We start from the raw sequence: 23,522 nt of genomic DNA, 5'->3' as shown, positions 1-23,522 counted from the left end.
TTCTTTTCAGGGGTTGTTATTAGCGCCAACAAGCCTAAGATCTGTATCACCAAGTAATTGGGAATAGTCACATATCATTACGTCAAAAGGATTCCGACAATGGCTCAAACTCCACAGGCCAAGTATCGTAAAGATTATAAAGAGCCTTCACATACCATTTCCGACATTGAACTGACCTTCGATCTTCATGACACAGCGACAACAGTGACCGCTGTTTCTCAAGTTAAGCAGCAAGGTGACAGTACAACGTTAGTTTTGGATGGCGAAGGACTGGAATTAAAAGCGCTGCAAGTTAACGGCGCAGACTGGCAAGATTACACACTGTTGGAAGCGGGCATTGAGATTCGCGCATTACCGGCAGTTTTTGAACTCACCATCGTTACTTTAACCAATCCGGAAGCGAACACCGCGCTGGAAGGTTTGTACAAGTCGGGTGGTGCATTCTGTACTCAGTGTGAAGCAGAAGGCTTCCGCCGCATTACTTATTATCTCGACAGACCAGACGTGCTGGCGAAATACACCACCACAGTCATTGCTGATAAAGCACAATACCCATTCCTGCTCAGCAACGGCAACAAAGTTGAACAGGGCGAAGCGGAAAATGGTCGCCACTGGGTAAAATGGCAGGATCCACATCCAAAACCAGCGTATCTGTTTGCCTTAGTGGCTGGCGATTTTGATGTACTGCGCGACAAGTTTGTAACCCAATCCGGCCGCAATGTTGATCTGGAAATTTTTGTCGACAAAGGCAATCTGGATCGTGCGCATCACGCGATGGCGTCGCTGATCAATGCGATGAAGTGGGATGAAGAGCGTTTCGATCTGGAATACGACCTCGATATCTACATGGTTGTGGCGGTCGATTTCTTCAACATGGGCGCAATGGAAAATAAAGGTCTTAACATCTTTAACTCCAAGTATGTGCTGGCCAACGAGAAAACGGCGACCGATACCGATTATCTGGGTATCGAAGCGGTGATCGGACACGAATATTTCCACAACTGGACGGGTAACCGAGTAACCTGTCGTGATTGGTTCCAACTGAGCCTGAAAGAAGGTTTAACCGTATTCCGTGATCAGGAATTCTCATCGGATCTGGGTTCTCGCGCGGTAAACCGAATCAACAATGTACGCATTATTCGCGGTCCGCAGTTTGCGGAAGATGCGAGCCCGATGTCGCATCCGATCCGTCCGGATAAAGTGATCGAGATGAATAACTTCTACACCCTGACCGTTTACGAGAAAGGCAGTGAAGTGATTCGCATGATGCATACTTTGTTGGGTGAAGAGGGCTTCCAGAAGGGCATGAAGCTGTACTTCGAACGTCACGATGGCACGGCGGCGACGTGTGAAGATTTCGTTTCTGCAATGGAAGATGCGTCCGGCGTTTCACTGGAACAATTCCGTCTATGGTACAGTCAATCGGGCACACCAACGGTGAAAGTGAGCAGTGAGTACGATGCGTCAGCGAAAACTTATGCACTGACCATTGAACAACACACAGAGGCGACGCACGAGCAGAAAGAGAAACAGCCGTTGCACATCCCATTCGATGTCGAACTGTATACAAAGAGTGGTGAAATCATTCCGTTACAATGTCACGGTAAGGTGGTGGCGAATGTACTGGACGTGAAGGAAGCGAAACAAACGTTTGTGTTTGAAAATGTTCCTGAGCAACCAATTCCTTCACTGCTGCGTGAGTTCTCTGCGCCAGTTAAACTGGAATACGACTACAGTGATGAAGAGCTGACTTTCCTGATGGTGCATGCGACTAACGAGTTTGCCCGTTGGGATGCAGGACAGATGTTGCTGGCGAAATACATTCGCGCGAACGTCAACAACGTGCAGCAGGGCAAGTCCGTGGAATTGTCTGAAGCGGTAGTGGATGCATTCCGCGGTGTGTTGCTGAGCGATGTTCTGGAACCTGCGTTTGTGGCGGAGATGCTGTCGCTTCCAAGCCACAATGAAGTGTCGGGTTGGTACAAACGTGTCGACGTTGATGCAATTGCTCAAGTGCTGAAAGCGATCAAAGTGATTCTGGCAACGGAGCTGGAAGATGAGTTGAGCGCCACTTACCATACATTAAAGCAAGCAGAGTACACCATTGAACATGCGGCGATTGGACGTCGTGCACTGCGCAACACTTGTCTGGCCTATTTGGCTTACACTGAGCAAGGCAACGAGTTGGTGAAAACTCAGTATGCGCAAGCCAACAACATGACTGATACTATCGCGGCAATGTCTGCAGCGAACTCTGCTGGCCTGGTATGTCGTGAATCACTAATGGCGGATTACAGCGATAAGTGGAAACACGATGGTTTGGTTATGGATAAATGGTTTGTGCTGCAAGGTTCTAACCCAGCGGAAAATGCGTTGGAAGTGATCAAGCAGACAATGAATCATGAAGCGTTCAGCCTGAAAAACCCGAACCGTACGCGCAGCCTGATTGGTTCATTCTTGAGTGCGAACCCGGTTCGATTCCACGCGAAGAGTGGTGAAGGTTACCGTTTTGCCGGTGAGATTCTGCGTGAGATGAACAGCAGCAACCCGCAAGTCGCATCACGCTTGATTGATCCACTGCTAAAATTCCGTCTGTACGATGAAGAGCGTCAAGCTATGATCAAAGCAGAACTGGAAGGGTTGAAAGCGATGGATAATCTGGCTCGTGATCTGTACGAGAAAGTTACCAAAGCGCTCGAAGACTAACAAATGATGAGGTGGCACTTCGGTGCCACCATTTTCAAACGATGAACCGTTATTTCTTTTCTCTCAACATTTCTTATCAGGCATTTTTGTCACACTATTCTGGTGCCGCCAGCACGGTATTAGTGTTAACAGAATGTGGCCTGCGCCTCCAATTGCCGGCAGCAAAATTTCGGCCATTTCTTAGCCAAATTGGAGTAAAAGGTCGATTTCGCCTAACTACTGACCAAAACAATAAGTTCCTAAAGTTAGAAGTTCTGTGAGTTCGGTTTTTTGCAGTAATTTAAATAGGTACATTAGTCACATTCTCAGACATTTCACCTCCTACCAGCCGTAAAATCATTAACTTTTTGTCAATAAAGCTTTTACAATAGTCCTGCATTACCAAGTGTAAGTTCTTTGCTTACGCCATACCCTACAAAGCCATAATTCTAATCTCTGGAGTCGCCTATGACCGCGCGTGAAAGTTTAATGCCGGTTCTGCTTGAAAAAGTGTATCAGCTAATTCAAGACAAACTTGAGCTTGCTCATCAACCCCTAGTCACTCAACTCGCACAACACCTTTTTAGTAATGTTGCACAAGACGATCTGATCGAACGAAATGAATCCGACTTATACGGAGCGGTCGTCAGCCTGTGGCACCATATCAACGAGAAGAAACCGGAAGAGCGCTCAGTTCGAGTGTTTAACCCAACGGTGAGTAAACAAGGTTGGCAATCAACCCATACCATCGTCGAAATCGTTATCCCGGATAGTCCTTTCCTTGTTGACTCCATCAAAATGGCTCTGAGCCGTTTGGATCTGACTTCTCACCTGATGCTCAATGGCCCGACTCAAATCGCGCGAAACGCCGATGGCACAATTAAAAGCATCAACGACGGCGAAGGTCCGCTGCAGTCACTGTTCCATCTGGAAGTTGACCGCCTGAGCAGCAAAGAAGAGATGACCGCACTTAAGGATGAGTTGCTGGATATTTTGAATGATACCTCGCTGGTGGTTCAGGATTGGAAACCAATGGCGAGCAAGTTGGATCAAGTGATCGCGCAACTGGAAAAGCAAAAAGATCGTATTCCGGTAGAAGCGGATCGTTGCGAAGAAACGTTGAAGTTCTTGCGCTGGTTGGGTAACCACAACTTTACGTTCATGGGCTACAAAGAATTTGACCTGGTGAATGTCGAAGGCGATACCGAGCTGCGTCCAACAGAAGAATCGGGCCTTGGCCTGTTTTCCGATGCGAAACGTGTTCGTACGGTTAAGCTATCCCACTTCCCGGATTCTGCACGCCTGGAAGCGAAAAAACCGTTCCTGCTGATCCTGACAAAAGGCAATAAGCAGTCACGTATTCACCGTCCGGCATACACCGATTACATCGGCATTAAGAAGTTTGATGAAACAGGTAAGGTCATTGGTGAGCATCGCTTTACTGGCCTTTACACCTCGGCGGTGTACAACCAGGCAGTGGAAAGCATTCCACTGATCCGCGAGAAAGTTGAGCGTATTCTGGCAGCCAGCGGTTACCGTGTTGGCTCATACGCTTATAAAGCGCTGCATAATATTTTGGAAAACTACCCGCGTGATGAACTGCTTCAAGCGCGTGAAGAAGAGTTGCTGGAAGTCGGTATGGGCGTGGTACAAATGCAGGATCGTGATTTGATCCGTCTGTTTGTGCGCAAAGACCCGTTTGGTCGCTTCTTCAGCTGCATGGTGTATGTCACCAAAGAGCGTTACAACACCGAACTGCGCCGCCATACACAACGAATTCTGAAACACTACTTTGGCTGTCAGCAAGAAGTGGAGTTCACCACTTACTTCTCAGAAAGCCCACTTGCCAGAACGCATTACATTGTTCGTGTTGATAACAACAACATGAACGTCGATGTTAAGAAAATAGAGCAAAACCTAATGGAAGCATCAACAACTTGGGATGATCGCCTATCTGAAGCGATCGTGGCAAACTTTGGCGAGAGCAAAGGTCTACCGCTTTCTAAAGAGTATCTGCACGCATTCCCTCGTTCTTACAAAGAAGATGTGATGCCGGGTTCTGCGGTTTCTGATATCGAAAGCCTGGAAGCGCTGAACGAAAACAACAAGCTTGGCATGTTGTTCTACCGCCCACAGGAAGAGAAGAAAGATTCTAAAGCGGTTCGCTTGAAACTGTATCACCGCGATGAGCCTATCCATTTGTCGGATGTTATGCCGATGCTGGAAAACCTCGGCCTGCGCGTCATTGGTGAATCACCATACGAAGTAGTGAAATCTAACGGCCAGACATACTGGATCCTGGATTTCTCAATGCTGCATAAGAGCGACAAAGAAGTGGATCTTCGCGAAGCGCGCGATCGTTTCCAACAAGCGTTTGCCGCAATCTGGAATGGTGGTCTGGAGAATGACGGATTCAACCGTCTGGTACTGGGCGCATCTCTGACTGGTCGTGAAGTCTCTATTCTGCGTGCATATGCTCGTTACATGCGTCAGGTTGGTTTCCCATTCAGTCAGCAGTACATCGAAGAGACACTGAACCATTATCCTGATCTGGCGAAAGGGCTGGTGGAACTGTTTGTTCGTCGCTTTGATCCTAAATTCAAAGGCGCACAGAAAGGTCAGGCTGATCTAGTCGCGAAACTGACTGAGCAGTTGGATCATGTGGAAAGCCTGGATGACGATCGTATTCTGCGTCGTTACATGGAAATGATCGCAGCAACCCTGCGTACCAACTACTTCCAATTGGACGAAAACAAGCAACCTAAGCCTTGGCTGGCTCTGAAAATGAAGCCGAGCGAGATTCCGGATATTCCAGCACCAGTGCCTGCGTTTGAGATCTTTGTGTACGCACCGGATATCGAAGGTGTGCACCTGCGTGGTGGTAAAGTTGCACGTGGTGGTTTGCGTTGGTCGGATCGTCAGGAAGACTTCCGTACAGAGATTTTAGGTCTGGTTAAAGCGCAACAAGTGAAAAACACCGTTATCGTACCTGTGGGTGCGAAAGGTGGCTTTGTGTGCAAGAAACAGTACATGTTTACAACGCGCGATGAGATCTTTGCCGAAGGCCAACGTTGTTACAAACGCTTTATCCGTGCGCTGCTGGATGTGACTGACAACATCATTGAAGGTGAACTGATCGCACCGAAAAGCGTCGTTCGTCACGATGAAGATGATCCGTACTTGGTTGTTGCAGCGGATAAAGGTACAGCAACGTTCTCGGATCTGGCTAACTCGGTTTCTGCTGAATACAACTTCTGGTTGGGGGATGCGTTTGCATCAGGCGGTTCAAACGGCTACGACCACAAAGCGATGGGTATCACGGCGAAAGGTGGTTGGGAATCAGTGAAGCGTCACTTCCGTGAAATCGGTATTGACTGCCAAACCACAGATTTCACCGCGATTGGTATCGGTGATATGGCTGGTGACGTATTTGGTAACGGTATGCTGCTGTCGAAACACATTCGTCTGCAGGCCGCATTTAACCACCTGCACATCTTTATTGACCCGACACCAGATGCAGCAAGCGGTTGGGAAGAGCGTAACCGTCTGTTCAATCTGCCTCGTTCAAGCTGGGAAGATTACAACGCGAAACTGATTTCTAAAGGCGGCGGCATCTTCTCTCGTAAGTCGAAGTCGATCACTTTGAGCCCTGAGATCCAGAAGATGCTTGGCACGAAGAAGACATCTGCAGCGCCAAACGATCTGATTAAAATGATCCTGAAAATGGAAGTGGATCTGCTTTGGAACGGCGGTATCGGTACTTATGTGAAATCGTCGGCTGAAACCCATACTGACGTTGGTGACCGTGCAAACGATGCGTTACGTATTGATGGCCGTGAGTTGAACGCTAAGATTGTCGGTGAAGGCGGTAACTTAGGTATGACTCAGCTAGGTCGTGTGGAATACGCACTGACTGGTGGCCGAGTCAACACCGACTTCGTCGATAACGTGGGTGGCGTAGACTGTTCGGACAACGAAGTGAACATCAAGATCTTCCTGAATGGCCTGGTTGCAAATGGTGATATGACCATTAAACAACGCAACCTTATCCTGGAATCGATGGAAGACGAAGTCGGCGAAATCGTTATTGAAGACGCTTACACCCAGTCTGAGTCGATTTCTGTAACCGAGCAACAAGGTGTTGATGTGGTGAAAGAGCAGATTCGCTTTATCCACCACATGGAAAAAGCAGGTCACCTGGATCGTGCACTGGAGTATATCCCAGATGACGAAACGCTGCTGGAACGCGAAAAACAAGGCATGGGTCTGACTCGTCCTGAACTGGCTGTTCTGGTTGCCTACGGCAAGATGGTGCTGAAAGAAGAGTTGGCGTGTGATGACATCGCAAATGATGAATTCCATGCGACTCAACTGGTGAAATACTTCCCGTCTGAGTTACGTTGTAACTTCTCAGATCAAATGAAGAATCACCCTCTGCGTAAAGAAATCATCGCAACAGCGCTTGCAAATCAGATGGTTAACGAAATGGGCTGTAACTTCGTGACTCGTCTGCAAGAAGAAACGGGCGCAAACCCAGTGGATATCGTTAATGCCTATGCAGCAGCTCGCGAGATCTACGGTTTGGGCGCAGTTCTGGAACAAGTTCGCACGCACGACAACAAAGCTACCGCGAACGCACAATATGACGTCATGTTCCATGTGCGCCGTACGCTGCGTCGTCTGTCTCGTTGGTTCCTGCGCAACCGTCCGGGTAAACAGTCAGTGCAAACGTTGATCGATTGCTACCAGTCAGATGTGAAAGCGATAGCGAAAGAGCTGGATCAACTGTTGGTTTCTGATGAAGTCGCAGAACACAAAGCCATGGCTCAAGTATGGACCGAGCAGGGTATCGATGCTGAACTGGCCAACTATGTTGCTCGTTTGTCTAGCTTGTACTCAGTACTGGATATTTCTACAGTATCTCGTGAAAAAGGCAAAACCGTTGAACAAACAGCGAAGCTGTACTTCAACTTGGGCGACCGTTTGTCACTGCACTGGTTCCTGAAACAGATCAATGGCCAGGCTGTGGATAACAACTGGCAAGCTCTGGCCCGTGCGGCATTCCGTGAAGATCTGGATTGGCAGCAACGCCAGCTGACTGCGCAAGTGCTTAACTGTGCATGTGAGCCAGAAAAACTGGACGTCATGAAAGCGCTGGAAGAGTGGATCGAAAACAACGAAACCTCTCTGCATCGTTGGGAAAACATTCTGAACGAGTTCAAAGTTGGTACGGTTCATGAGTTCGCGAAGTTCTCAGTTGCCATGCGGGAATTGATGCTCCTCAACTTAAACTGCCAGGCGGCGGAATAAGCATTGAATTGTTAGACAAATACGTCAATAATAACGCCCCGTTTATTCGGGGCTTTTTTCTTTCGGAGGCACAATGCTTTACCGCTTAGCCAGAGCTGGCTTTTTTCAACTGGATGCTGAAAAGGCGCATGAACTCGCCATTCAAAACTTCAAACGTTTCACTGGTACTCCTCTCGATCTCTTCTATCGTCAACACCTTCCAAACCGTCCTGTAGAATGCATGGGACTCACATTCAAAAACCCTGTTGGTTTGGCCGCTGGTCTGGACAAAAATGGTGAATGTATCGATGCGTTTGGCGCAATGGGTTTTGGCTTCGTAGAAGTAGGGACGGTGACTCCTCGTCCACAACCGGGCAATGACAAACCGCGTCTTTTCCGTCTTATCCCAGCAGAAGGTATTATCAACCGCATGGGATTCAACAATGAAGGTGTTGATCACCTGATTGAGAATGTTAAGAAGGCGAACTACGACGGTATCATCGGGATTAACATCGGTAAGAACAAAGATACACCGATTGAAAAAGGTGCGGATGATTACCTGATTTGTATGGATAAGGTATATCCATATGCCGGTTACATTGCGGTGAATATTTCATCACCAAACACCCCAGGGCTGAGAACGCTGCAATACGGTGAGGCACTGGATGAGCTTCTGGCTGCGCTGAAAGAAAGACAAGCGGAACTGACTGAAAAACATAACAAGTATGTACCGTTGGCTCTGAAGATCGCACCGGATCTTAGCGATGATGAGATCAAACAGATCTGCCAGTCACTACTGAAGAATAAGATTGATGGTGTTATCGCAACGAACACCACACTGGATCGCTCTTTGGTGGAAGGTATGAAAAATGCCAACGAAGCGGGTGGGCTGAGTGGTCGTCCGTTACAATCTCGCAGTACTGAAGTGATCAAGTGTCTGTATCAGGAGCTGGGTGATGAGATCCCAATCATTGGTGTCGGTGGTATTGACTCTTATGTTGCGGCGAAAGAGAAACTGATGGCTGGCGCGAAGTTAGTACAGGTATACAGCGGTTTTATCTACCACGGTCCGAAACTGGTCAGTGATATCGTCAAAAATCTATAAATGATCGCAATATATTGAGTTTCATGATCATTTAGAAAAAGTGACAAGGTGACAAACAGAGGGAATGAGATAATCATTTCCTCTTTTTTTTTGATTTTCCGTTCTTAGAATTACAGATATTCGTTGGCAAAGGTAATTTAAGCGTTTTACCTAATCGTTTGATAATAAGTAAATTGAGAGTCGGAACAATGCTTAAACCAAGTGACAAATGGAGTTGGTACTACTCAGATAGCGAAGGCTATTTGATGCTAGACCTGGGCGAGGAGATGGTGTTTCGCACGAATCTCAGCCGCAACCTTTTAGTCGATTGCGCCTTTTCTGACAATCACTTCACTGTTGACGATGCGTCTGACTACCAAACCTACAAAGAACGAATCAGCTGCCTGGATATGAGTGAGCCGCGCAGAGTTGAGCTGGCGCTGTATTGTGTAGCGGCAAAACGCTTTCACAAACCAGTTCAGCCCAAGAGTTGGTTCTTTGATTATCAGGGCGGGGATGTCGCTCCGGAAGAGGGTGACATTGTCAGTCTCGTGAATAGTTTCAACCAAGGATACTTTATTGTGCTTGAAGTGGGCGATAACGCTAGCTTGTGCGCTTTGGTTGATCTCGAGGCATTTGTGCTGAATGGATCTAAGTCACTCGATTTTGGTCAGGTGATTAAGGTGATGCATGATCGCATGGCCAACGCTAATCATATTCTGGTATCAGAGCCAATGGCTTTGGTCGGTTAATCTTTTCCCTAAGTTATTTTCGTTCCTTTTTTCATTTCCCATCGGCGTAAGCCGATTTTTTTTGCCTTCAATCTAGGTCCAAGTTCTCATCTTCGATGGAATAGTGGCGTCTTACGTCTGAGATTTAATCAACAATCGAATATTTTTTAGCGCAAAAGTGACAGGCTTTCTGGTGCTTGTTGCGTATCTTTCCACCTATTTATTCCCGTTTTACGTCATTTGTAACTAATTTACAGTGTAAAAGTTAATCTGGTATAGTCCAGAATTGAGGTGAATAAATACTCACTTCGTCTCTGGGGGCTGTAAATAGGTGAGGTGATTCGGAAACTCTCACTGAGGAAGCTCGTCAGTTACGTCTGTTGGACTAATCGCCATTTGTAGGGATTTTTAGTGAAATGATTCGTTTAGATTTAGGAATGGTCCGCATTGTCAGTTATAATCTGAGGCCATTTTTACCAGTCAAAGAACACTATGAATCAGTATCTAGCGGTTACCTCAAACGGTCTTGAGAACCTATTAGTCGAAGAATTAACAAATTTAGGGATTGTCGATGCCAAGCCTGTACAGGCAGGGGTGAAATTTAAAGCAACCAACGAGCAGATTTACCGTTGTTGCTTGTGGAGCCGCCTTGCTTCTCGATTCGTACGTGTGGTTGCCGAGTTTAACTGTCAGAACGACATGGATTTGTACCTGTCAGCGACAGCCATCAATTGGGTAAATCATTTCCACAGTACTAAAAAGTTTGTGGTCGACTTTAATGGTACCAACCGCGAAATTCGCAATAGCCAATATGGCGCAATGAAAGTTAAAGATGCGGTAGTGGACTGTTTTGAAAAGAAAAATCTACCACGCCCGTCGATCAGTAAAGATCATCCAGATCTTCGTATCCATGTGCGTCTACACAATGACAAAGCACTTCTAGGCATCGATATGGTTGGTGGTGGCCTACACATGCGCGGCTATCGCCCAGAGTCGGGCAAAGCGCCACTGCGTGAAACACTGGCTGCTGCGATTGTTATGCGCAGTGGTTGGAATGAGTCTAAATCTCTGCTCGATCCAATGTGTGGCTCCGGTACGCTATTGATTGAAGCTGCCATGATGGCGGCTAATATTGCCCCTGGTTTGAAGCGCGAGAAGTGGGGCTTCCAAGCGCTGGAAGACTTCGATGAAGAGCTGTGGGCGACCATTAAATCTGAGGCGAATGTACAGGCCAGAAGAGGCGCCAAAAAAGTTGACGCTAAGTTTTATGGCTTTGACAACGATTCTCGAGTGGTTCAGGTTGCTAAAGATAACGCGCGTCGTGCTGGTGTAAGTGATTTGATTGAGTTCACAGTCGGTGATGCAGCAAAACTGGTGCGTCCTACAGGCTTTGAGAACGGCGTGATCATCTGTAACCCGCCATACGGTGAGCGTTTAGGTACGCATCCTGGTCTCATCGCGCTATACACCGCTTTTGGCGCCCAGTTGAAGGCGCAGTTTGGTGGTTGCCAAGCTTCTATCTTCTCCAGCTCTGATGAGCTGCTTGCGTGTTTACGCATGCGTGCTGAAAAGCAGTTCAAATTGAACAACGGTGCGTTACCGTGTCACCAAAAGAACTACAGTATTGCCGTTCGAGCAGAATCGGAGCTAGCAGGAGACCGCCAGGAATCGTTAGTTGCTCCTGATTTCTCTAACCGTCTTAAGAAAAACATGGGCAAGATCGGTAAATGGGCTAAACGCGAAGGATTGGATTGTTACCGCATTTATGATGCCGATTTACCGGAATACAATGTTGCCATCGACATTTATCTCGATCATCTGGTAATTCAGGAATATGCAGCTCCGAAAAGTATTCCTGAAGAGACGGCAAAACGCCGCCTGACTGACATCATTCGTGCTGCAATTCAGGTGACGGGTGTTGATGCTAACAAAGTCGTGCTGAAAGTTCGTGAGAAGAAGAAAGGGGCCTCTCAATATCAGAAGCTTGGCCAACAATCAGAAACCATGTATGCCCAAGAATACGGTGTAAAACTGATTGTTAACCTTTTTGATTATCTTGATACCGGCCTGTTTTTAGATCACAAGTTGACTCGTCGCCGCTTGGGCCAAATGGCGAAAGGCCAGGATTTCCTGAACTTGTTTGCTTACACAGGTTCTGCCACCGTGCACGCAGCTTGTGGCGGTGCAAAATCGACGACTACCGTGGATATGTCTAAAACCTATCTGGATTGGGCAAAAGAGAATATGGCACTCAATGCTCAGGTGGGTCGTCAGCACCAGTACGTGCAAGCAGACTGTCTTCAGTGGCTAGAGAAGGCGACTGGTCAGTATGATTTGATCTTTATTGACCCACCGACGTTCTCGAATTCAAAGCGCATGGAACAGTCTTTTGATGTTCAGCGCGACCATATCCAGTTGATGACGAACCTGAAGCGTATTTTGCGTCCAGAGGGCACGATTGTGTTCTCAAATAACAAACGTCACTTCAAGATGGATATGGATCAGATGGAGGCGCTGGGTCTTCAGGCTCAGAATATTTCATCTCAGACACTGCCTCTCGATTTCGAGCGTAACAAACACATTCACAACTGCTGGATCGTGACGCACAAAAACTAATAGGGCACGGATGTGATAACTCTCTACAGCACGGAAGGCTGTCATTTATGTGAAATGGCCTATGACTTGCTTAAACAAGTTAAATTAGTTCAACAGGTTAACGTCGTCGACATTGCGTTCGACGACCAACTGTTTTCTCGTTACGGGGTCACAATCCCTGTACTTTCCTATCAGAACTCTGAACTGAATTGGCCTTTTGATATCAACGAATTAACTCAATGGTTAGAAAATAATGGCATTAATTACCATCCATAACGGGTTACTGGCATTTGGTGATCACCCATTGCTGGACCATGCAGATTTTGCGCTGCAGGAAAATGAACGCGTCTGTCTTGTTGGCCGCAATGGCGCGGGCAAATCGACATTGATGAAAGTGCTGGCGGGTGAAACCATCATGGACGATGGCAAAATGCAGGTTATGCAGGATGTTGTCGTTTCGCGCCTGGAGCAGGACCCGCCTCGCGATCAGGAAGGTAACGTTTACGACTATGTCGCTGGTGGCCTAAAAGAAGTCGGTCAGCAACTGAAGATCTATCAGGATCTGTTGGATCTGGTGGCGGTAGAGCCGACAGAAGCCAATATAAAGCGTTTATCTGCGATTCAAGAACAACTTGAGCATGCTGGCGCGTGGCGTTTCGAAGACAGAATCAAGAATGTTCTGAGTGCTCTGAAGCTTGATGGCCATACGAAACTGACGGATTTATCAGGTGGCTGGCAGCGTAAAGCGGCTCTGGCGCGCGCCTTGGTCTGTGATCCGGACGTATTGCTGCTGGATGAACCAACCAACCACCTGGACGTTACGACCATTGAGTGGCTGGAAGGTTTTCTGAAAGATTTCCGTGGTTCTATCATCTTTATTTCCCACGACCGTGCCTTTATCAAATCAATGGCGACGCGTATTGTTGATTTGGATCGCGGCAAGCTGAACTCGTTCCCGGGCAACTACGATAAATATCTGGTCGAGAAAGAGGAGCAGCTTCGCGTTGAAGACATGCAGAATGCCGAGTTTGATAAGAAACTGGCTCAGGAAGAGGTTTGGATCCGTCAGGGAATCAAAGCTCGACGTACTCGCAATGAAGGCCGCGTACGAGCGCTTAAAAAGCTGCGTGAAGAGCGTAGCGAGCGTCGTGAAGTGCAAGGTAAAGTGAATCTGCAAATCGATGACGCGGCTCGTTCAGGCAAGATCGTCTTTGAGGCGGAGAATCTGCAGTATTCCATCGATGGTAAATCTATTGTTAAAGATTTCAGCTTTAACATCATGCGTGGCGATCGTATCGCGCTGGTTGGCCCTAACGGCTGTGGTAAGAGTACATTGCTGAAACTGCTGCTTGGTGAGCTTCAACCGGATTCGGGCCGTCTGCATTGCGGAACCAAACTGGAAGTGGCGTACTTTGACCAGTATCGTGAAATGCTGGATCCGGAAAAATCGGTCATTGATAACCTGGCAGATGGTAAGCAAGAGGTTACGATTGGAGGTCGTCAGCGTCATGCGCTGAGTTACCTGCAGGATTTCCTTTTTGCTCCCAAACGTGCTCGTACGCCAGTTAAGGCTCTGTCTGGTGGTGAGAAAAACCGTCTGCTTTTAGCGCGTATTTTCCTGAAATCGAACAACCTATTGGTGCTCGATGAACCAACTAACGATTTAGATATCGAAACCTTGGAACTTTTGGAAGATTTGCTTGCCAATTACCAAGGCACGTTATTGTTGGTAAGCCACGACCGTGAGTTTGTTGATAATACCGTAACATCGAGTTGGATATTTGAAGGCGACGGTGTCATTGAAGAGTTTGTTGGAGGCTATCACGATGCCCAGCAACAGCGTCAGCAGGTTCTGCAGTCCCGTAATGCCGAAAAAGTAGTCAAAGCAGAGAAAGTGGTTGAGGAATCTCCCAAAACCGCGTCTTCTAAGGCTAAGTCTAAGAAGTTATCTTATAAACTTCAGCGCGAGCTGGAAACTCTGCCTGTCAAACTCGAAGAATTAGAAGCTGAGATTGAAGCTCTGCAGGAACAGGTGAATAGCCCGGACTTTTTTGGTCAGCCTGTAGAAGCAACACAACCCATTTTAGACAAGTTAGCTGCAACAGAGCAGGAGCTTGAAATTGCATTCGAGCGCTGGGAAGAGCTTGAAGCAATGCAACAGGAAAGTTAATGAAACCAATGAGTAGTAACACTTTTAAACTGACCTTTATTACCGCCGCGATCTTATCGTCGACTTCCGCGTCAGCAGCTTTATATCAGGTGGTGGAAGTTACCCCAGCAACGACAAGCAGTTATGTAAGCGCATATGGTGTAGCGATTCAACCAGGCACTGCTACTGATGGTAGCAGTGATTTGTCAAAAGGTTGTTTTGATTCTGGTGCGACCAACTGTAGTGAAGATGATTTTACGCTCGCTGGTGAGACCCGGCTAAAAGAAACGAATGCAGGTGAGGCTGTAGATGGTTTGAGTTTTCGTGAAGAAGCGCCTTTCGGAATGGATAACGCCTTCATCTATATTCAGGATTCGGATGATTTCGAAAATTATTGTGATGCTCAGTTACTTTATGCCACATGTGAGACGTGGGCTTCGATACGTTGGAATCTTTGGAGTAATGAGATCTCAGGTGTTTCGACTACCAACTCAATTGCCTTCACTGGCTCTTCGACTACTGGTTCTTCTGTAGACGAAAGTTACAACGTGGTAGTAAACAGTCTCGATGATTCAGGTGATCCGATTGGTATAAAACTGGCTCAAGGTGATGTTTCTAGTTATCGCCGTAATACTGTAGATGCTTTAGCGGATAACATTACAACTAGCAGCTATCTGCAATCTCGTGCTTGGAAAACGGATGGTACTTATACCGTAGGTAGTGTCTCTACTTCTGTATCGAATACGAATGGTACCTATTATTCATCAAAAGCGGCAATGTGGAGCAGTGATGGTTTAGTTCAGGTGGCATGGCCGAGCAATACACAAGTTTACAACAATAGTACTATTGCTCAGGGCAGCTTCCGTGATTTTGTCATCGATGATGATGCCGATGAGACCATTTATGCTGTGGGCTACAATAGTTTTTATAGCAATCGTAACTATATGGAAGCCAGCATATCTAAGGTTGCTAAAGCTGATTTTGCTACGCCGTCTAACTGGAGTACGGTAGGGGTAACCAATGCAAAAGTTTATTCGGATGGCGGAACCAGTGGTGATCACATCTATTCAAACACTCGTTTAACATCGGTTAACAGTAACTTAATTGCAATCGGCGAAGCAAAACGTCAAGGTGGCGCTCCATCAAACGGTGCAGCAGCAAACCGTTTGTTTGTCGTTTCAGATGTTTCGGCTTCTTCACCATCTGCCACATTCCTGTCTGGTGGTATTTTCTTTGATGGCGCTGGTGGTAAAGCCGGTGCGATTAACAACTACAACGAAATCGTCGGTCAGATTGATGCCGAATCGACACGTGAAGCGAGTGGTAAGCCTCGCCGTAAACGTGGTTTCATCTATCCATACAACGGCACTGGGACCGATTCTGATCGCCGAGAGGTGTTTAATAATCAAGGTTGGTGGTTGGATAATCTGACGAACGGTGGCACTTACTCAAGCCACAACAACCAATACCGTATCATTGATGCAACGGACATCAATGACGCTGGTGTGATTTCTGCGACTGCGCTCAAGTGTGATGGTGGATACGATACAACTGCGTACAATGCAACGTGTGGTAATGGCAACCAAGATGAAACGACTGTTGCGGTTAAGTTGGTTCCTATACCAGGGGCGAGTAGTGACGATATTTCATCGCGAGGCACAGATGAAACCGCAGCTGAACGAAAAGGTGCTGGCGTAGGCTTATGGATGCTTGCTGTACTAGGTTTTCTAGGGTTCCGTAGAAAATAGCAAATTTTTGTCAAACGAAGCACAAGTTCACAGATCTGGACTTGTGCTTTTTTTTGCCTTGATGAAGGTGGTTTTTTGAGCAATTCTTAATGGTGTGGTAATAAAAATGCCACGCCATTTTAATAGTTGTAAGTTAGACACAAGCTACTGTATGAGGACTTCACTATGAAGAGACAAAAGCGTGATCGCCTGGAAAGAGCACAATCTCAGGGATACAAAGCTGGCCTGAATGGTCGATCGCAAGAAGAGTGTCCCTATCAGCAAATGGAAGCTCGTTCCTTCTGGCTAGGTGGTTGGCGTGAAGCGAGAGAAGACAAACAGACTGGTCTCTATAAATAACCTCCACATACAACACAGGATCTAAGCCCCGAAAGGGGCTTTTTATATAGACACACACCCTGACGCACTATAACTAAATGTTGCACTAATAAAAAGCCGCTCAACTGAGCGGCTAGATTCAATCGCAGCGTTTTAGAATGCTGAAGTGTCTTGGAAAAGGCCAACTTTCAGATCTTTAGCAACGTAGATTTCTTTTCCATCCACCAGTACGCGGCCATCAGCAAGACCCATAACCAGTTTACGGTTCACAACACGTTTCATATGAATTTCGTAAGTGACTTTTTTGGCTGTTGGCAGAATTTGCCCTGTGAATTTTACTTCACCAACGCCCAGAGCGCGGCCTTTACCTTTACCGCCAACCCAGCCAAGGAAGAAACCAACCAGCTGCCACATGGCATCCAAACCAAGACAACCAGGCATGACTGGGTCACCAGGGAAGTGACAATCGAAGAACCATAGATCCGGAGTGATATCTAGTTCAGCAAGGATAAGTCCTTTACCGAATTCACCCTCAGTTTCAGACATCTTAGTCACTCGGTCCATCATCAGCATGTTTGGTGCTGGTAGTTGAGGGTAACCAGGGCCAAAAAGTTTGCCACGGCTAGAAGCTAAAAGATCTTCACGGTTATAAGAGTCGCGTTTGTTCTGCATTATCAATTACTCCAATTTTTGATAGGGTGCATGTTAGTGAACACGTGTACGCCAAACAACTCCGATCAGTACTAGACAAACCAGTTTTTGACGCGTTCCACAAATCCTTGTGGCTGAACGTGTTTTTCAAAGTTTTCAATTCTTTCTGCGATCCGGCTGATCACGCTATCTTCATCATCACCACGGAACGGCTTGTTCATGAGCACCGGTACAGCTTCATCAACATTGGATACTGGCCAGATGTTGAATTCACCATTTTTAATACTTTCGACGACAGATTTATGAAGCGCAAGGTGTTTAAGGTTACTTTTTGGCAAAATCACACCTTGTTCCCCTGTAAAACCTTGATGTTGGCAAACACGGTAGAAGCCTTCAATTTTTTCATTCAGTCCTCCTACGGCCTGAACACGGCCAAATTGATCAACAGCGCCAGTTACCGCAATTTGCTGATCAATAGGGTACTCGGACAGAGCACTGACTAAAGAACACAGTTCAGCTAACGATGCGCTGTCACCATCGACTTCGCTATACGACTGTTCGAACACAACGGATGCTGAAAAAGGAAGTGGTACGTCAAGGTTCAGGGCGCTGCTTACAAACGCTTGCATAATCATCATACCCTTGGCGTGTAAGTTGCCGCCCAGTTCAACTTTTCGCTCAACATCTGAGATGTCGCCATCACCAAAGTGGATAACACACGAAATACGTGCAGGTTCGCCGTAAGAAACAGGGTGTCCAGCAATATCAATGACTGTCAGGCCGTTTACCTGTCCTATCTGTTCACCTTGAGTTTCAATGATTACTTGACCGTCAAGAATGTCATCGAGCGCTCTTTCAGGCAGATAAGACTCACGATAATAACGTTGGTTAAGCGCTAGCTCGACATGGTCTTCCTCAATGCGCTGTCCACTGCTGATGAGTGATGCTTCTTCGAGTAAAGCGCGTAGCCACATGACACACAACGGAGCGTAGTGCTGATCTTCTGTATAACGTGCTCCGGCAGTCATCACGGCTTCGATGGCATTCTGACTAAGATCCGGCAGCTGGTATCGATTAGCGATCCATCGTAAATAGCCAAGATAGGTTGTAATCGTTTCTGGCTCAATCTTGATATCCATTTCGAGTTCACTGAACAAACAAAGTCCTGCGTGTATATCGGCATCAAGGAAGTCCACATCACCCAATTGATTTCTATCGCCAACCACCACTAACTTAATGTTATAGCGCTTGTTTAATGGTGTTTGGATTGGTGACTTAGGGTCACAGTTGAGTGGCGAAACGGGATCACCAAGAATGGCTGATTTCAGCATTGGCCAAGTGGCAGGGTTGGCCAGTAAAAGGTTCGCTGAAACAATAAGATAACCATTATTTGCTTGGTCCAGTAATCCGCTTGTCTCATTGACGACTTGGCCATTTTCGGCTTTAACCTGGCCAAAAATAGTCACCATATTCAATGTTTCAGTGACGACAACCGGAGCCGTTGTGACGAGGCTATCCATTTGTTCCTTTATCAGAGAGCGATAAATGGAATTGTCTGGAGCATTAATCAACAGAACACGACTAAATCCATTGATGTGTATGAATCTTTCAATCGCTTGTGAAAGCCTAGTTTGAGTACCAAACAGAGAAACAGGAGGCAGGCTAGGGTATTGAGAAAACTCAGCATTGAATTGATCATACTGGGGCGTGACTAAACGCCAGATATCTTGTGTCATTGAATCATCGAAATGGTGAAAAGGACGTAAATTATATAGAAAAACCTAAAGCGCGAATAGCTTTGATATTTGGGATGATCTTAGTCTTGTTTTTAACGGATTGAATTGAAAACAAAGCACGATTTGGGTTACGCTGTCACCCTAATTTTTAACAGGTTTGCCAGACATGAAATATCAACAACTCGAAAACTTGGAATGCGGTTGGAAGTGGCAGTACTTAATCAAAAAATGGAAAGATGGCGAAGCGATCACCAATCATATTGATCGCAGTGAAGCCGATAACGCTGTCCGTGAGCTAAAATCCATTGAACATGAGCCGACATTGGTACTTGAATGGATTGAGCAGCACATGGCACCTGAGCTGGAAAATAAGCTCAAACAGGCAATCCGCGCCAAGCGAAAGCGCCATTTTAATGCTGAACAGCTTCATACACGTAAGAAGTCGATTGATCTTGACTATCGGGTTTGGGAAAAATTGTCTGTGCGAGCCAATGAACTCGGATGTACGCTATCTGATGCCATTGAATATCTCTTGAGTGAGGCATCTCGCAGCGAGAAAGCGAGTCGAACGGTTTCAAGTTTGAAAGAAGATTTGAGTAAATTGCTGTCTGATTAGGAGTTAGCAAGATGCTGTATGTGATTTTGATTGCTGCAATCGTCATTTTCTGGTTGGTTGCGGTCGACAGGCCTGTTCTGAGAGTTAAGTTTAAAGACGGAGCAGTAACCGATGCAAAAGGGCATTTCCCGCCATCGTTTAAGCACAATGTGGCTGAAATTGGTGAACATGCACCGTTTGATGGCGAGCTTAAAGTCTATCATCGAAGAAGTGGCATAAAGTTGGTGTTCTCGAATCAGGTACCGAAAAAAGTACAGCAAAGAATTCGAAATGTCTTCCCACATCAAGGTTTCAAGACGAATGGCGATAAAACCAAAAAGAGTCGCTGAATATAGGTTTCTGTATACATCGAATTTTCAGTAGTGCGTTAAGTGTTACGGAACAAAGAAACTTCAGACTGAAACGGTTGAATGCTCAATGTAGTATTCAGCCGTTTTTTATGGAGCGACAAATGAAAGTAAAGTTACTAACCGCGCTGATCGTATTGAATTCCCAGTTTGCATTTGCTGATGATTCGGAAACTAACGCTGTAGCCAGACAAATAAAATCTCAAATAATCAAAGTGCTTTCCAAGCAGAACATCGATACAAAGGGTTTTTGTGATGTATTTATCGAGATGAAACACAACAACGACAAGCAAACACAGATAGTCAAAGTCTCAACATTAGGCGATGGTCAGTTGTGCATGCGAATCAAGAAAGTGATCAAGACTGGAACAAAGTACAAGTATCAAATACCAGAGCGATTTATAAGAATCCACATCAATGCAGACGATCTTTAGGTCAGATCCCCGATGTTATTTGGAGCTATACCTTAGTGCGCATTATGTCCGATTATGTTGAATCAAGTTTCATATAACCTTCATATAGAGCCTTTGGATTACCAAAGGTTGTATGATTCACTATCGGAAAATGACAAAGAACTACATATTTCGTAAGTTTGAATGCGAGTTGAGCAAGGAAGAAACCGCAAAACTATGTTTTAAATCTGTGAGGACGGTCACGGGGTGGGATTGTGGAAAAGAGATACCACCAGAGTGCAGAAGATTAATGAGAATGGCTAAGTGTAGGGAATTTAGCCACCTCACTAACTGGGAAAATTTCCGCATGGTTAGAGATAAGCTTGAGCTTCCAACAGGGCAATGTGTTACACCTCAAGAAATTCTAACGGGTATAGCACTGTTATCAATCCAGTCCGAACTAGAAATAAAAATAAGTACAAAACTACTTAAAATCGCAAGAGCGCTAAGCAGACTAAAACAAAGAAGTTAAACGGTAGTAAAAAGCAGCCTATCGGCTGCTTTAAAAGGTGTCTCTGAATTTATCAGCTATAGCAATATAAGATTTTACAAGGTCAATATTATTTGATTGCTTATGCGCATCTGGGCTTAATACGTCGATAAGTAGATACATATTAGAATCATATAAACCTTTGGCATATATCAACCAGTCGTCAGAGGTTCTATGATACTGAAAAGTATGTCGATTAAAATCACCTAGATGTAAATGGAACAAGCCAGCAAATAGTGCATCCTTTGGCCTATTTAGCGGTGCGTCCCGCCCAAAAGAGGTCGGCAATTTTTTATCAATAACATATTTTTTAAAGTCATCAACTAACTGTTCGTTACCGGGTGTAGTCCAATCAATACCTTCTGATAGAAAAACTCTAGCTGTCATGCTTCCTTCCAACCCGGTACAGTCATAAAAACCTCTGTTTTGCCTTTCAGCGAATTGATATGAGTTAAGCTAGGAGAGACGGTTTCTTGATCACGCATTTGCCGTTCTAAATCTTTCAGAATTTGAGCTCTTTCTATAACCCGAGCAATGCTTCGTCTAAAGTCTTCCGGAAAGCCTGATTCTCTATCAAGAACCAAAGGTCTCAGCATCTCAACAAGCTGTTCAAATTCTTCAAATTCTTCAAGTTGTGACTCTGTCAAAACAGACAGCTCGGTATCTATCACGCTGTCAATTTTATCGTTCAAGATTTGTTCTGACGCACCAAGAATCAGACTAAGACCGTTAACCATTTGGGTAAAGCCTTGGTTTAGCCGAGTCATGGAATGCTGTTCAGAATCACTATGAAACAAGAAACGAACAGCCGAGACGATACCAGCCAAGGGGCTAATAACATCAGGCATACCTTTGCCTTTCATAGTTTGAGATTGCATACGGCCTCACTGTAAAACTTAAAATGTCAATATGACTTTTTAGACAGTATACATTATAAATATGTGCAGAAGTAAGATATAACGTAAGTCGCTTAGAGTGGAGATGTGGCTTCCAAAACGCACCACAAAAAAAGCAGCTATTTCAGCTGCTTAAAAATCTATTCGGTGAGAAGGGTCAAGAAACGAAGTCATTCAGAAGATCTGAAAAATCAGTGTATTTTCCACTCATCGGAGCAACGGGCTCAAGAATAGTCAAAGTATAATCACCAGTAATGTCTGCTGTACCAACATTTTCTAAAAAAGGAATTAATGTTTGTTCATAGAACTCCATCTTCTTAGCGTCCATAGTTCCACCAATGAAAACACCACCAAAACTAGGAGTACTAGTACGATTGATGTTCATCCCCACTTTGCAAGTTCTAACGGGTTTATTCGAAGCATTTTTAAAATAGCTTAAGTCAAAAACCGAGTCAGCCCCAAAAAAGCTGTCTTCCAGTTTTGGATAGGAGAGCTTGATTTTAATAGTCCCCTGATAATTACCTTCAATAGCTTGTCTATGTTGATCTTCAGAGACTTGGAATCCATGTTCTTTCAAAAAATCATGAAACTTAGTCTTCTGATGTTGTAACACTTCGGCCTTGACCTTCATGAAAAAATCGTTTCTTGGTTGTCTAAGTTTTTCTATTTTTTGCTCTAAATCTGCAAGTTTCTTATCTTCTAATAAACCCATTTTGTTTCATCCTTATGGTTATTTCAAAAGTGACAAACATAAACAATTAGTCACATATTAGAACATGGGGACTTAATATTAGAATTCAATCAAGAAAAGAAAAAACAGTTTCAAATTCCATAGGGTGATTAGCTCCATAGGCAGGAACGAGGTCAGACTTTCACCCCGTATTACCCAATGGGGTGTTATACGAGCACGGCTTTGTAGTTCAGACCTAACTACTAATACTGAGTAATCAGTGAATTTCAGTTATCCGATTGAAATGAATCGCAAAGTGATTTCAGACACGTAGACCAGGAACAGTAAGCCGGATACTGTGTGAGCTCACAATCGAAAAACCTTTGCTTGCTTTAAGCTAACCGCCCGAAAGGGCGGTTTTCTTTTGTCTGAGTCCCGTTAACGCCATGAGGTTGCGTGGAATTTACCCCCGTGATACAGAACGGGGGTTGGCTGCGTCTGCTCCTCCTCCTCAGTCTTCGTCGTCGTCCGCGGCCTTCGCCAACACCAAAACACCAGGTGCTTTAAGAATAGAGATCATTGAAGATCCTTCTTCGCTGGCCATCAGCAATGGCCTGGCAGGGAGGCGGCTGTTTTTGTTCTCCCAGGATACAGCAAAGCCCACCGAAGTGGGCTTGTCTCGCGCCAGTGGCCTGGCGGGTTTCTTGGCGTTCTGAGTAGGGCGCTTATCCCTTCGCAGCAGCTCAGGGCGTGTTATTTGGCTTTGAGCGCATCAAAGGCCGTCACGAACACATCGACCTTACCGCGCAGGCTTCGCAGCTCCGCTTTCAGTCTCTCGTTCTCTCGGCGTTCTTGCTCGTACAGGTTATGGTAGCGCAGCGCGAGGTAGCCGCCCTGGATAAGACTCTTGGACATGGTGGGGATGTTGGTCAGGTCTTTCAGGTCTGACAGCATTTTCTCATGCTGCTCTGTATCTCGTATGGTTATCGCCATCACTTTTCCTTTCTGCAGATTTTGCCTGGTCGAAATATGATAGCAAAATAACTCGATTGTTCCAGGCAAAAT

Annotated in this window: 20 protein-coding genes; 14 read left to right on the top strand and 6 right to left on the bottom strand. The window is 45.8% G+C overall.

Translation table 11 applies throughout. The annotated features are described in order from the left end of the window. Positions 1–99: 99 nt before the first annotated feature. The 10 genes from pepN (at position 100) to rmf (ending at position 16,620) form a co-directional block, all read left to right on the top strand. Complete coding sequence (gene pepN, locus DYA43_RS07320) at positions 100–2,706, top strand: aminopeptidase N (RefSeq protein ID WP_061056535.1); 2,607 nt, start codon at positions 100–102, stop codon at positions 2,704–2,706. 41 nt (positions 2,707–2,747) lie between these two features. Further along, positions 2,748–2,966, top strand: coding sequence for a DUF2835 domain-containing protein (locus DYA43_RS07315; protein WP_075988588.1), 219 nt, complete (start codon positions 2,748–2,750; stop codon positions 2,964–2,966). 187 nt (positions 2,967–3,153) lie between these two features. Beyond that, positions 3,154–7,995 (top strand): NAD-glutamate dehydrogenase, encoded by a 4,842-nt coding sequence (locus DYA43_RS07310; RefSeq protein WP_061056534.1) that lies wholly within the window; start codon positions 3,154–3,156, stop codon positions 7,993–7,995. Between the two features lie 73 nt (positions 7,996–8,068). Beyond that, positions 8,069–9,079: a quinone-dependent dihydroorotate dehydrogenase gene (gene pyrD, locus DYA43_RS07305; protein WP_061056533.1), complete on the top strand. Its 1,011-nt coding sequence runs from the start codon at positions 8,069–8,071 to the stop codon at positions 9,077–9,079. A gap of 188 nt (positions 9,080–9,267) precedes the next feature. Then, positions 9,268–9,810 (top strand): cell division protein ZapC, encoded by a 543-nt coding sequence (locus DYA43_RS07300; protein WP_020432254.1) that lies wholly within the window; start codon positions 9,268–9,270, stop codon positions 9,808–9,810. 471 nt (positions 9,811–10,281) lie between these two features. Beyond that, entirely contained in the window at positions 10,282–12,405 is a 2,124-nt protein-coding gene (rlmKL, locus tag DYA43_RS07295; protein ID WP_061056532.1) for a bifunctional 23S rRNA (guanine(2069)-N(7))-methyltransferase RlmK/23S rRNA (guanine(2445)-N(2))-methyltransferase RlmL, read from the top strand. 12 nt (positions 12,406–12,417) lie between these two features. Beyond that, on the top strand, positions 12,418–12,660 hold the full coding sequence (locus DYA43_RS07290; protein ID WP_075988585.1) for a glutaredoxin family protein: 243 nt from the start codon (positions 12,418–12,420) through the stop codon (positions 12,658–12,660). Beyond that, positions 12,638–14,554, top strand: a complete 1,917-nt coding sequence (locus DYA43_RS07285) for an ABC transporter ATP-binding protein (RefSeq protein WP_061056531.1) — start codon at positions 12,638–12,640, stop codon at positions 14,552–14,554. The genes DYA43_RS07290 and DYA43_RS07285 overlap by 23 nt, the downstream gene beginning before the upstream one ends. Then, on the top strand, positions 14,554–16,281 hold the full coding sequence (locus tag DYA43_RS07280; protein WP_081094766.1) for a DUF3466 family protein: 1,728 nt from the start codon (positions 14,554–14,556) through the stop codon (positions 16,279–16,281). Before DYA43_RS07285 ends, DYA43_RS07280 begins: the two co-directional genes overlap by 1 nt. Before the next feature lie 165 nt (positions 16,282–16,446). Further along, positions 16,447–16,620, top strand: a complete 174-nt coding sequence (rmf, locus tag DYA43_RS07275; protein ID WP_020331091.1) for a ribosome modulation factor — start codon at positions 16,447–16,449, stop codon at positions 16,618–16,620. 132 nt (positions 16,621–16,752) lie between these two features. On the opposite strand, the gene fabA is transcribed toward rmf, so the two are convergent. Then, complete coding sequence (fabA, locus tag DYA43_RS07270; RefSeq protein ID WP_061056530.1) at positions 16,753–17,271, bottom strand: bifunctional 3-hydroxydecanoyl-ACP dehydratase/trans-2-decenoyl-ACP isomerase; 519 nt, start codon at positions 17,269–17,271, stop codon at positions 16,753–16,755. Positions 17,272–17,342: 71 nt separating this feature from the next. Then, positions 17,343–18,986 carry a S16 family serine protease gene (locus tag DYA43_RS07265; protein WP_061056529.1) on the bottom strand — a complete coding sequence of 548 codons (1,644 nt, stop codon included), beginning with the start codon at positions 18,984–18,986 and terminating at the stop codon, positions 17,343–17,345. A 166-nt stretch (positions 18,987–19,152) separates the two neighbouring features. Between DYA43_RS07265 and matP the strand changes: the two genes are divergently transcribed. The 4 genes from matP to DYA43_RS23050 all read left to right on the top strand — a co-directional run bounded on the left by matP (position 19,153) and on the right by DYA43_RS23050 (position 20,873). Then, positions 19,153–19,602 carry a macrodomain Ter protein MatP gene (gene matP, locus DYA43_RS07260; protein WP_020331088.1) on the top strand — a complete coding sequence of 150 codons (450 nt, stop codon included), beginning with the start codon at positions 19,153–19,155 and terminating at the stop codon, positions 19,600–19,602. An 11-nt stretch (positions 19,603–19,613) separates the two neighbouring features. Continuing rightward, positions 19,614–19,931: a DUF3634 family protein gene (locus DYA43_RS07255; protein ID WP_061056528.1), complete on the top strand. Its 318-nt coding sequence runs from the start codon at positions 19,614–19,616 to the stop codon at positions 19,929–19,931. 122 nt (positions 19,932–20,053) lie between these two features. After that, positions 20,054–20,383: a hypothetical protein gene (locus DYA43_RS07250; protein WP_047456815.1), complete on the top strand. Its 330-nt coding sequence runs from the start codon at positions 20,054–20,056 to the stop codon at positions 20,381–20,383. A 115-nt stretch (positions 20,384–20,498) separates the two neighbouring features. Continuing rightward, positions 20,499–20,873, top strand: coding sequence for a phage protein (locus tag DYA43_RS23050; RefSeq protein ID WP_061057220.1), 375 nt, complete (start codon positions 20,499–20,501; stop codon positions 20,871–20,873). Positions 20,874–20,903: 30 nt separating this feature from the next. Here DYA43_RS23050 and DYA43_RS07240 read toward each other — a convergent pair whose 3' ends face one another. The 4 genes from DYA43_RS07240 to DYA43_RS07225 form a co-directional block, all read right to left on the bottom strand. Further along, on the bottom strand, positions 20,904–21,278 hold the full coding sequence (locus tag DYA43_RS07240) for a type II toxin-antitoxin system YafO family toxin (protein WP_061056527.1): 375 nt from the start codon (positions 21,276–21,278) through the stop codon (positions 20,904–20,906). Then, the gene (locus tag DYA43_RS07235) at positions 21,275–21,769 is read right to left on the bottom strand and encodes a hypothetical protein (RefSeq protein WP_061056526.1); all 495 of its coding nucleotides are present in this window, start codon (positions 21,767–21,769) and stop codon (positions 21,275–21,277) included. The genes DYA43_RS07240 and DYA43_RS07235 overlap by 4 nt, the downstream gene beginning before the upstream one ends. A 175-nt stretch (positions 21,770–21,944) precedes the next feature. Then, a complete protein-coding gene (locus DYA43_RS07230; RefSeq protein WP_061056525.1) occupies positions 21,945–22,499 on the bottom strand; it encodes a hypothetical protein in 555 nt (184 codons plus the stop codon). A gap of 711 nt (positions 22,500–23,210) precedes the next feature. After that, positions 23,211–23,450: a hypothetical protein gene (locus tag DYA43_RS07225; protein WP_061056524.1), complete on the bottom strand. Its 240-nt coding sequence runs from the start codon at positions 23,448–23,450 to the stop codon at positions 23,211–23,213. Positions 23,451–23,522 lie beyond the last annotated feature (72 nt).

It is taken from the genome of Vibrio fluvialis, from assembly GCF_900460245.1.
In the GTDB taxonomy this organism is placed as follows: Bacteria; Pseudomonadota; Gammaproteobacteria; order Enterobacterales; family Vibrionaceae; genus Vibrio; species Vibrio fluvialis.
This window is presented reverse-complemented; position numbering and strand designations above follow the sequence as displayed.

Bases quoted from the DNA above. Each gene is read 5' to 3' on its own strand.
- pepN (WP_061056535.1), top strand. From the start codon at position 100: ATGGCTCAAACTCCACAGGCCAAGTATCGTAAAGATTATAAAGAGCCT.
- DYA43_RS07315 (WP_075988588.1), top strand. From the start codon at position 2,748: ATGAACCGTTATTTCTTTTCTCTCAACATTTCTTATCAGGCATTTTTG.
- DYA43_RS07310 (WP_061056534.1), top strand. From the start codon at position 3,154: ATGACCGCGCGTGAAAGTTTAATGCCGGTTCTGCTTGAAAAAGTGTAT.
- pyrD (WP_061056533.1), top strand. From the start codon at position 8,069: ATGCTTTACCGCTTAGCCAGAGCTGGCTTTTTTCAACTGGATGCTGAA.
- DYA43_RS07300 (WP_020432254.1), top strand. From the start codon at position 9,268: ATGCTTAAACCAAGTGACAAATGGAGTTGGTACTACTCAGATAGCGAA.
- rlmKL (WP_061056532.1), top strand. From the start codon at position 10,282: ATGAATCAGTATCTAGCGGTTACCTCAAACGGTCTTGAGAACCTATTA.
- DYA43_RS07285 (WP_061056531.1), top strand. From the start codon at position 12,638: ATGGCATTAATTACCATCCATAACGGGTTACTGGCATTTGGTGATCAC.
- DYA43_RS07280 (WP_081094766.1), top strand. From the start codon at position 14,554: ATGAAACCAATGAGTAGTAACACTTTTAAACTGACCTTTATTACCGCC.
- rmf (WP_020331091.1), top strand. From the start codon at position 16,447: ATGAAGAGACAAAAGCGTGATCGCCTGGAAAGAGCACAATCTCAGGGA.
- fabA (WP_061056530.1), bottom strand. From the start codon at position 17,271: ATGCAGAACAAACGCGACTCTTATAACCGTGAAGATCTTTTAGCTTCT.
- DYA43_RS07265 (WP_061056529.1), bottom strand. From the start codon at position 18,986: ATGACACAAGATATCTGGCGTTTAGTCACGCCCCAGTATGATCAATTC.
- matP (WP_020331088.1), top strand. From the start codon at position 19,153: ATGAAATATCAACAACTCGAAAACTTGGAATGCGGTTGGAAGTGGCAG.
- DYA43_RS07255 (WP_061056528.1), top strand. From the start codon at position 19,614: ATGCTGTATGTGATTTTGATTGCTGCAATCGTCATTTTCTGGTTGGTT.
- DYA43_RS07250 (WP_047456815.1), top strand. From the start codon at position 20,054: ATGAAAGTAAAGTTACTAACCGCGCTGATCGTATTGAATTCCCAGTTT.
- DYA43_RS07240 (WP_061056527.1), bottom strand. From the start codon at position 21,278: ATGACAGCTAGAGTTTTTCTATCAGAAGGTATTGATTGGACTACACCC.
- DYA43_RS07235 (WP_061056526.1), bottom strand. From the start codon at position 21,769: ATGCAATCTCAAACTATGAAAGGCAAAGGTATGCCTGATGTTATTAGC.
- DYA43_RS07230 (WP_061056525.1), bottom strand. From the start codon at position 22,499: ATGGGTTTATTAGAAGATAAGAAACTTGCAGATTTAGAGCAAAAAATA.
- DYA43_RS07225 (WP_061056524.1), bottom strand. From the start codon at position 23,450: ATGGCGATAACCATACGAGATACAGAGCAGCATGAGAAAATGCTGTCA.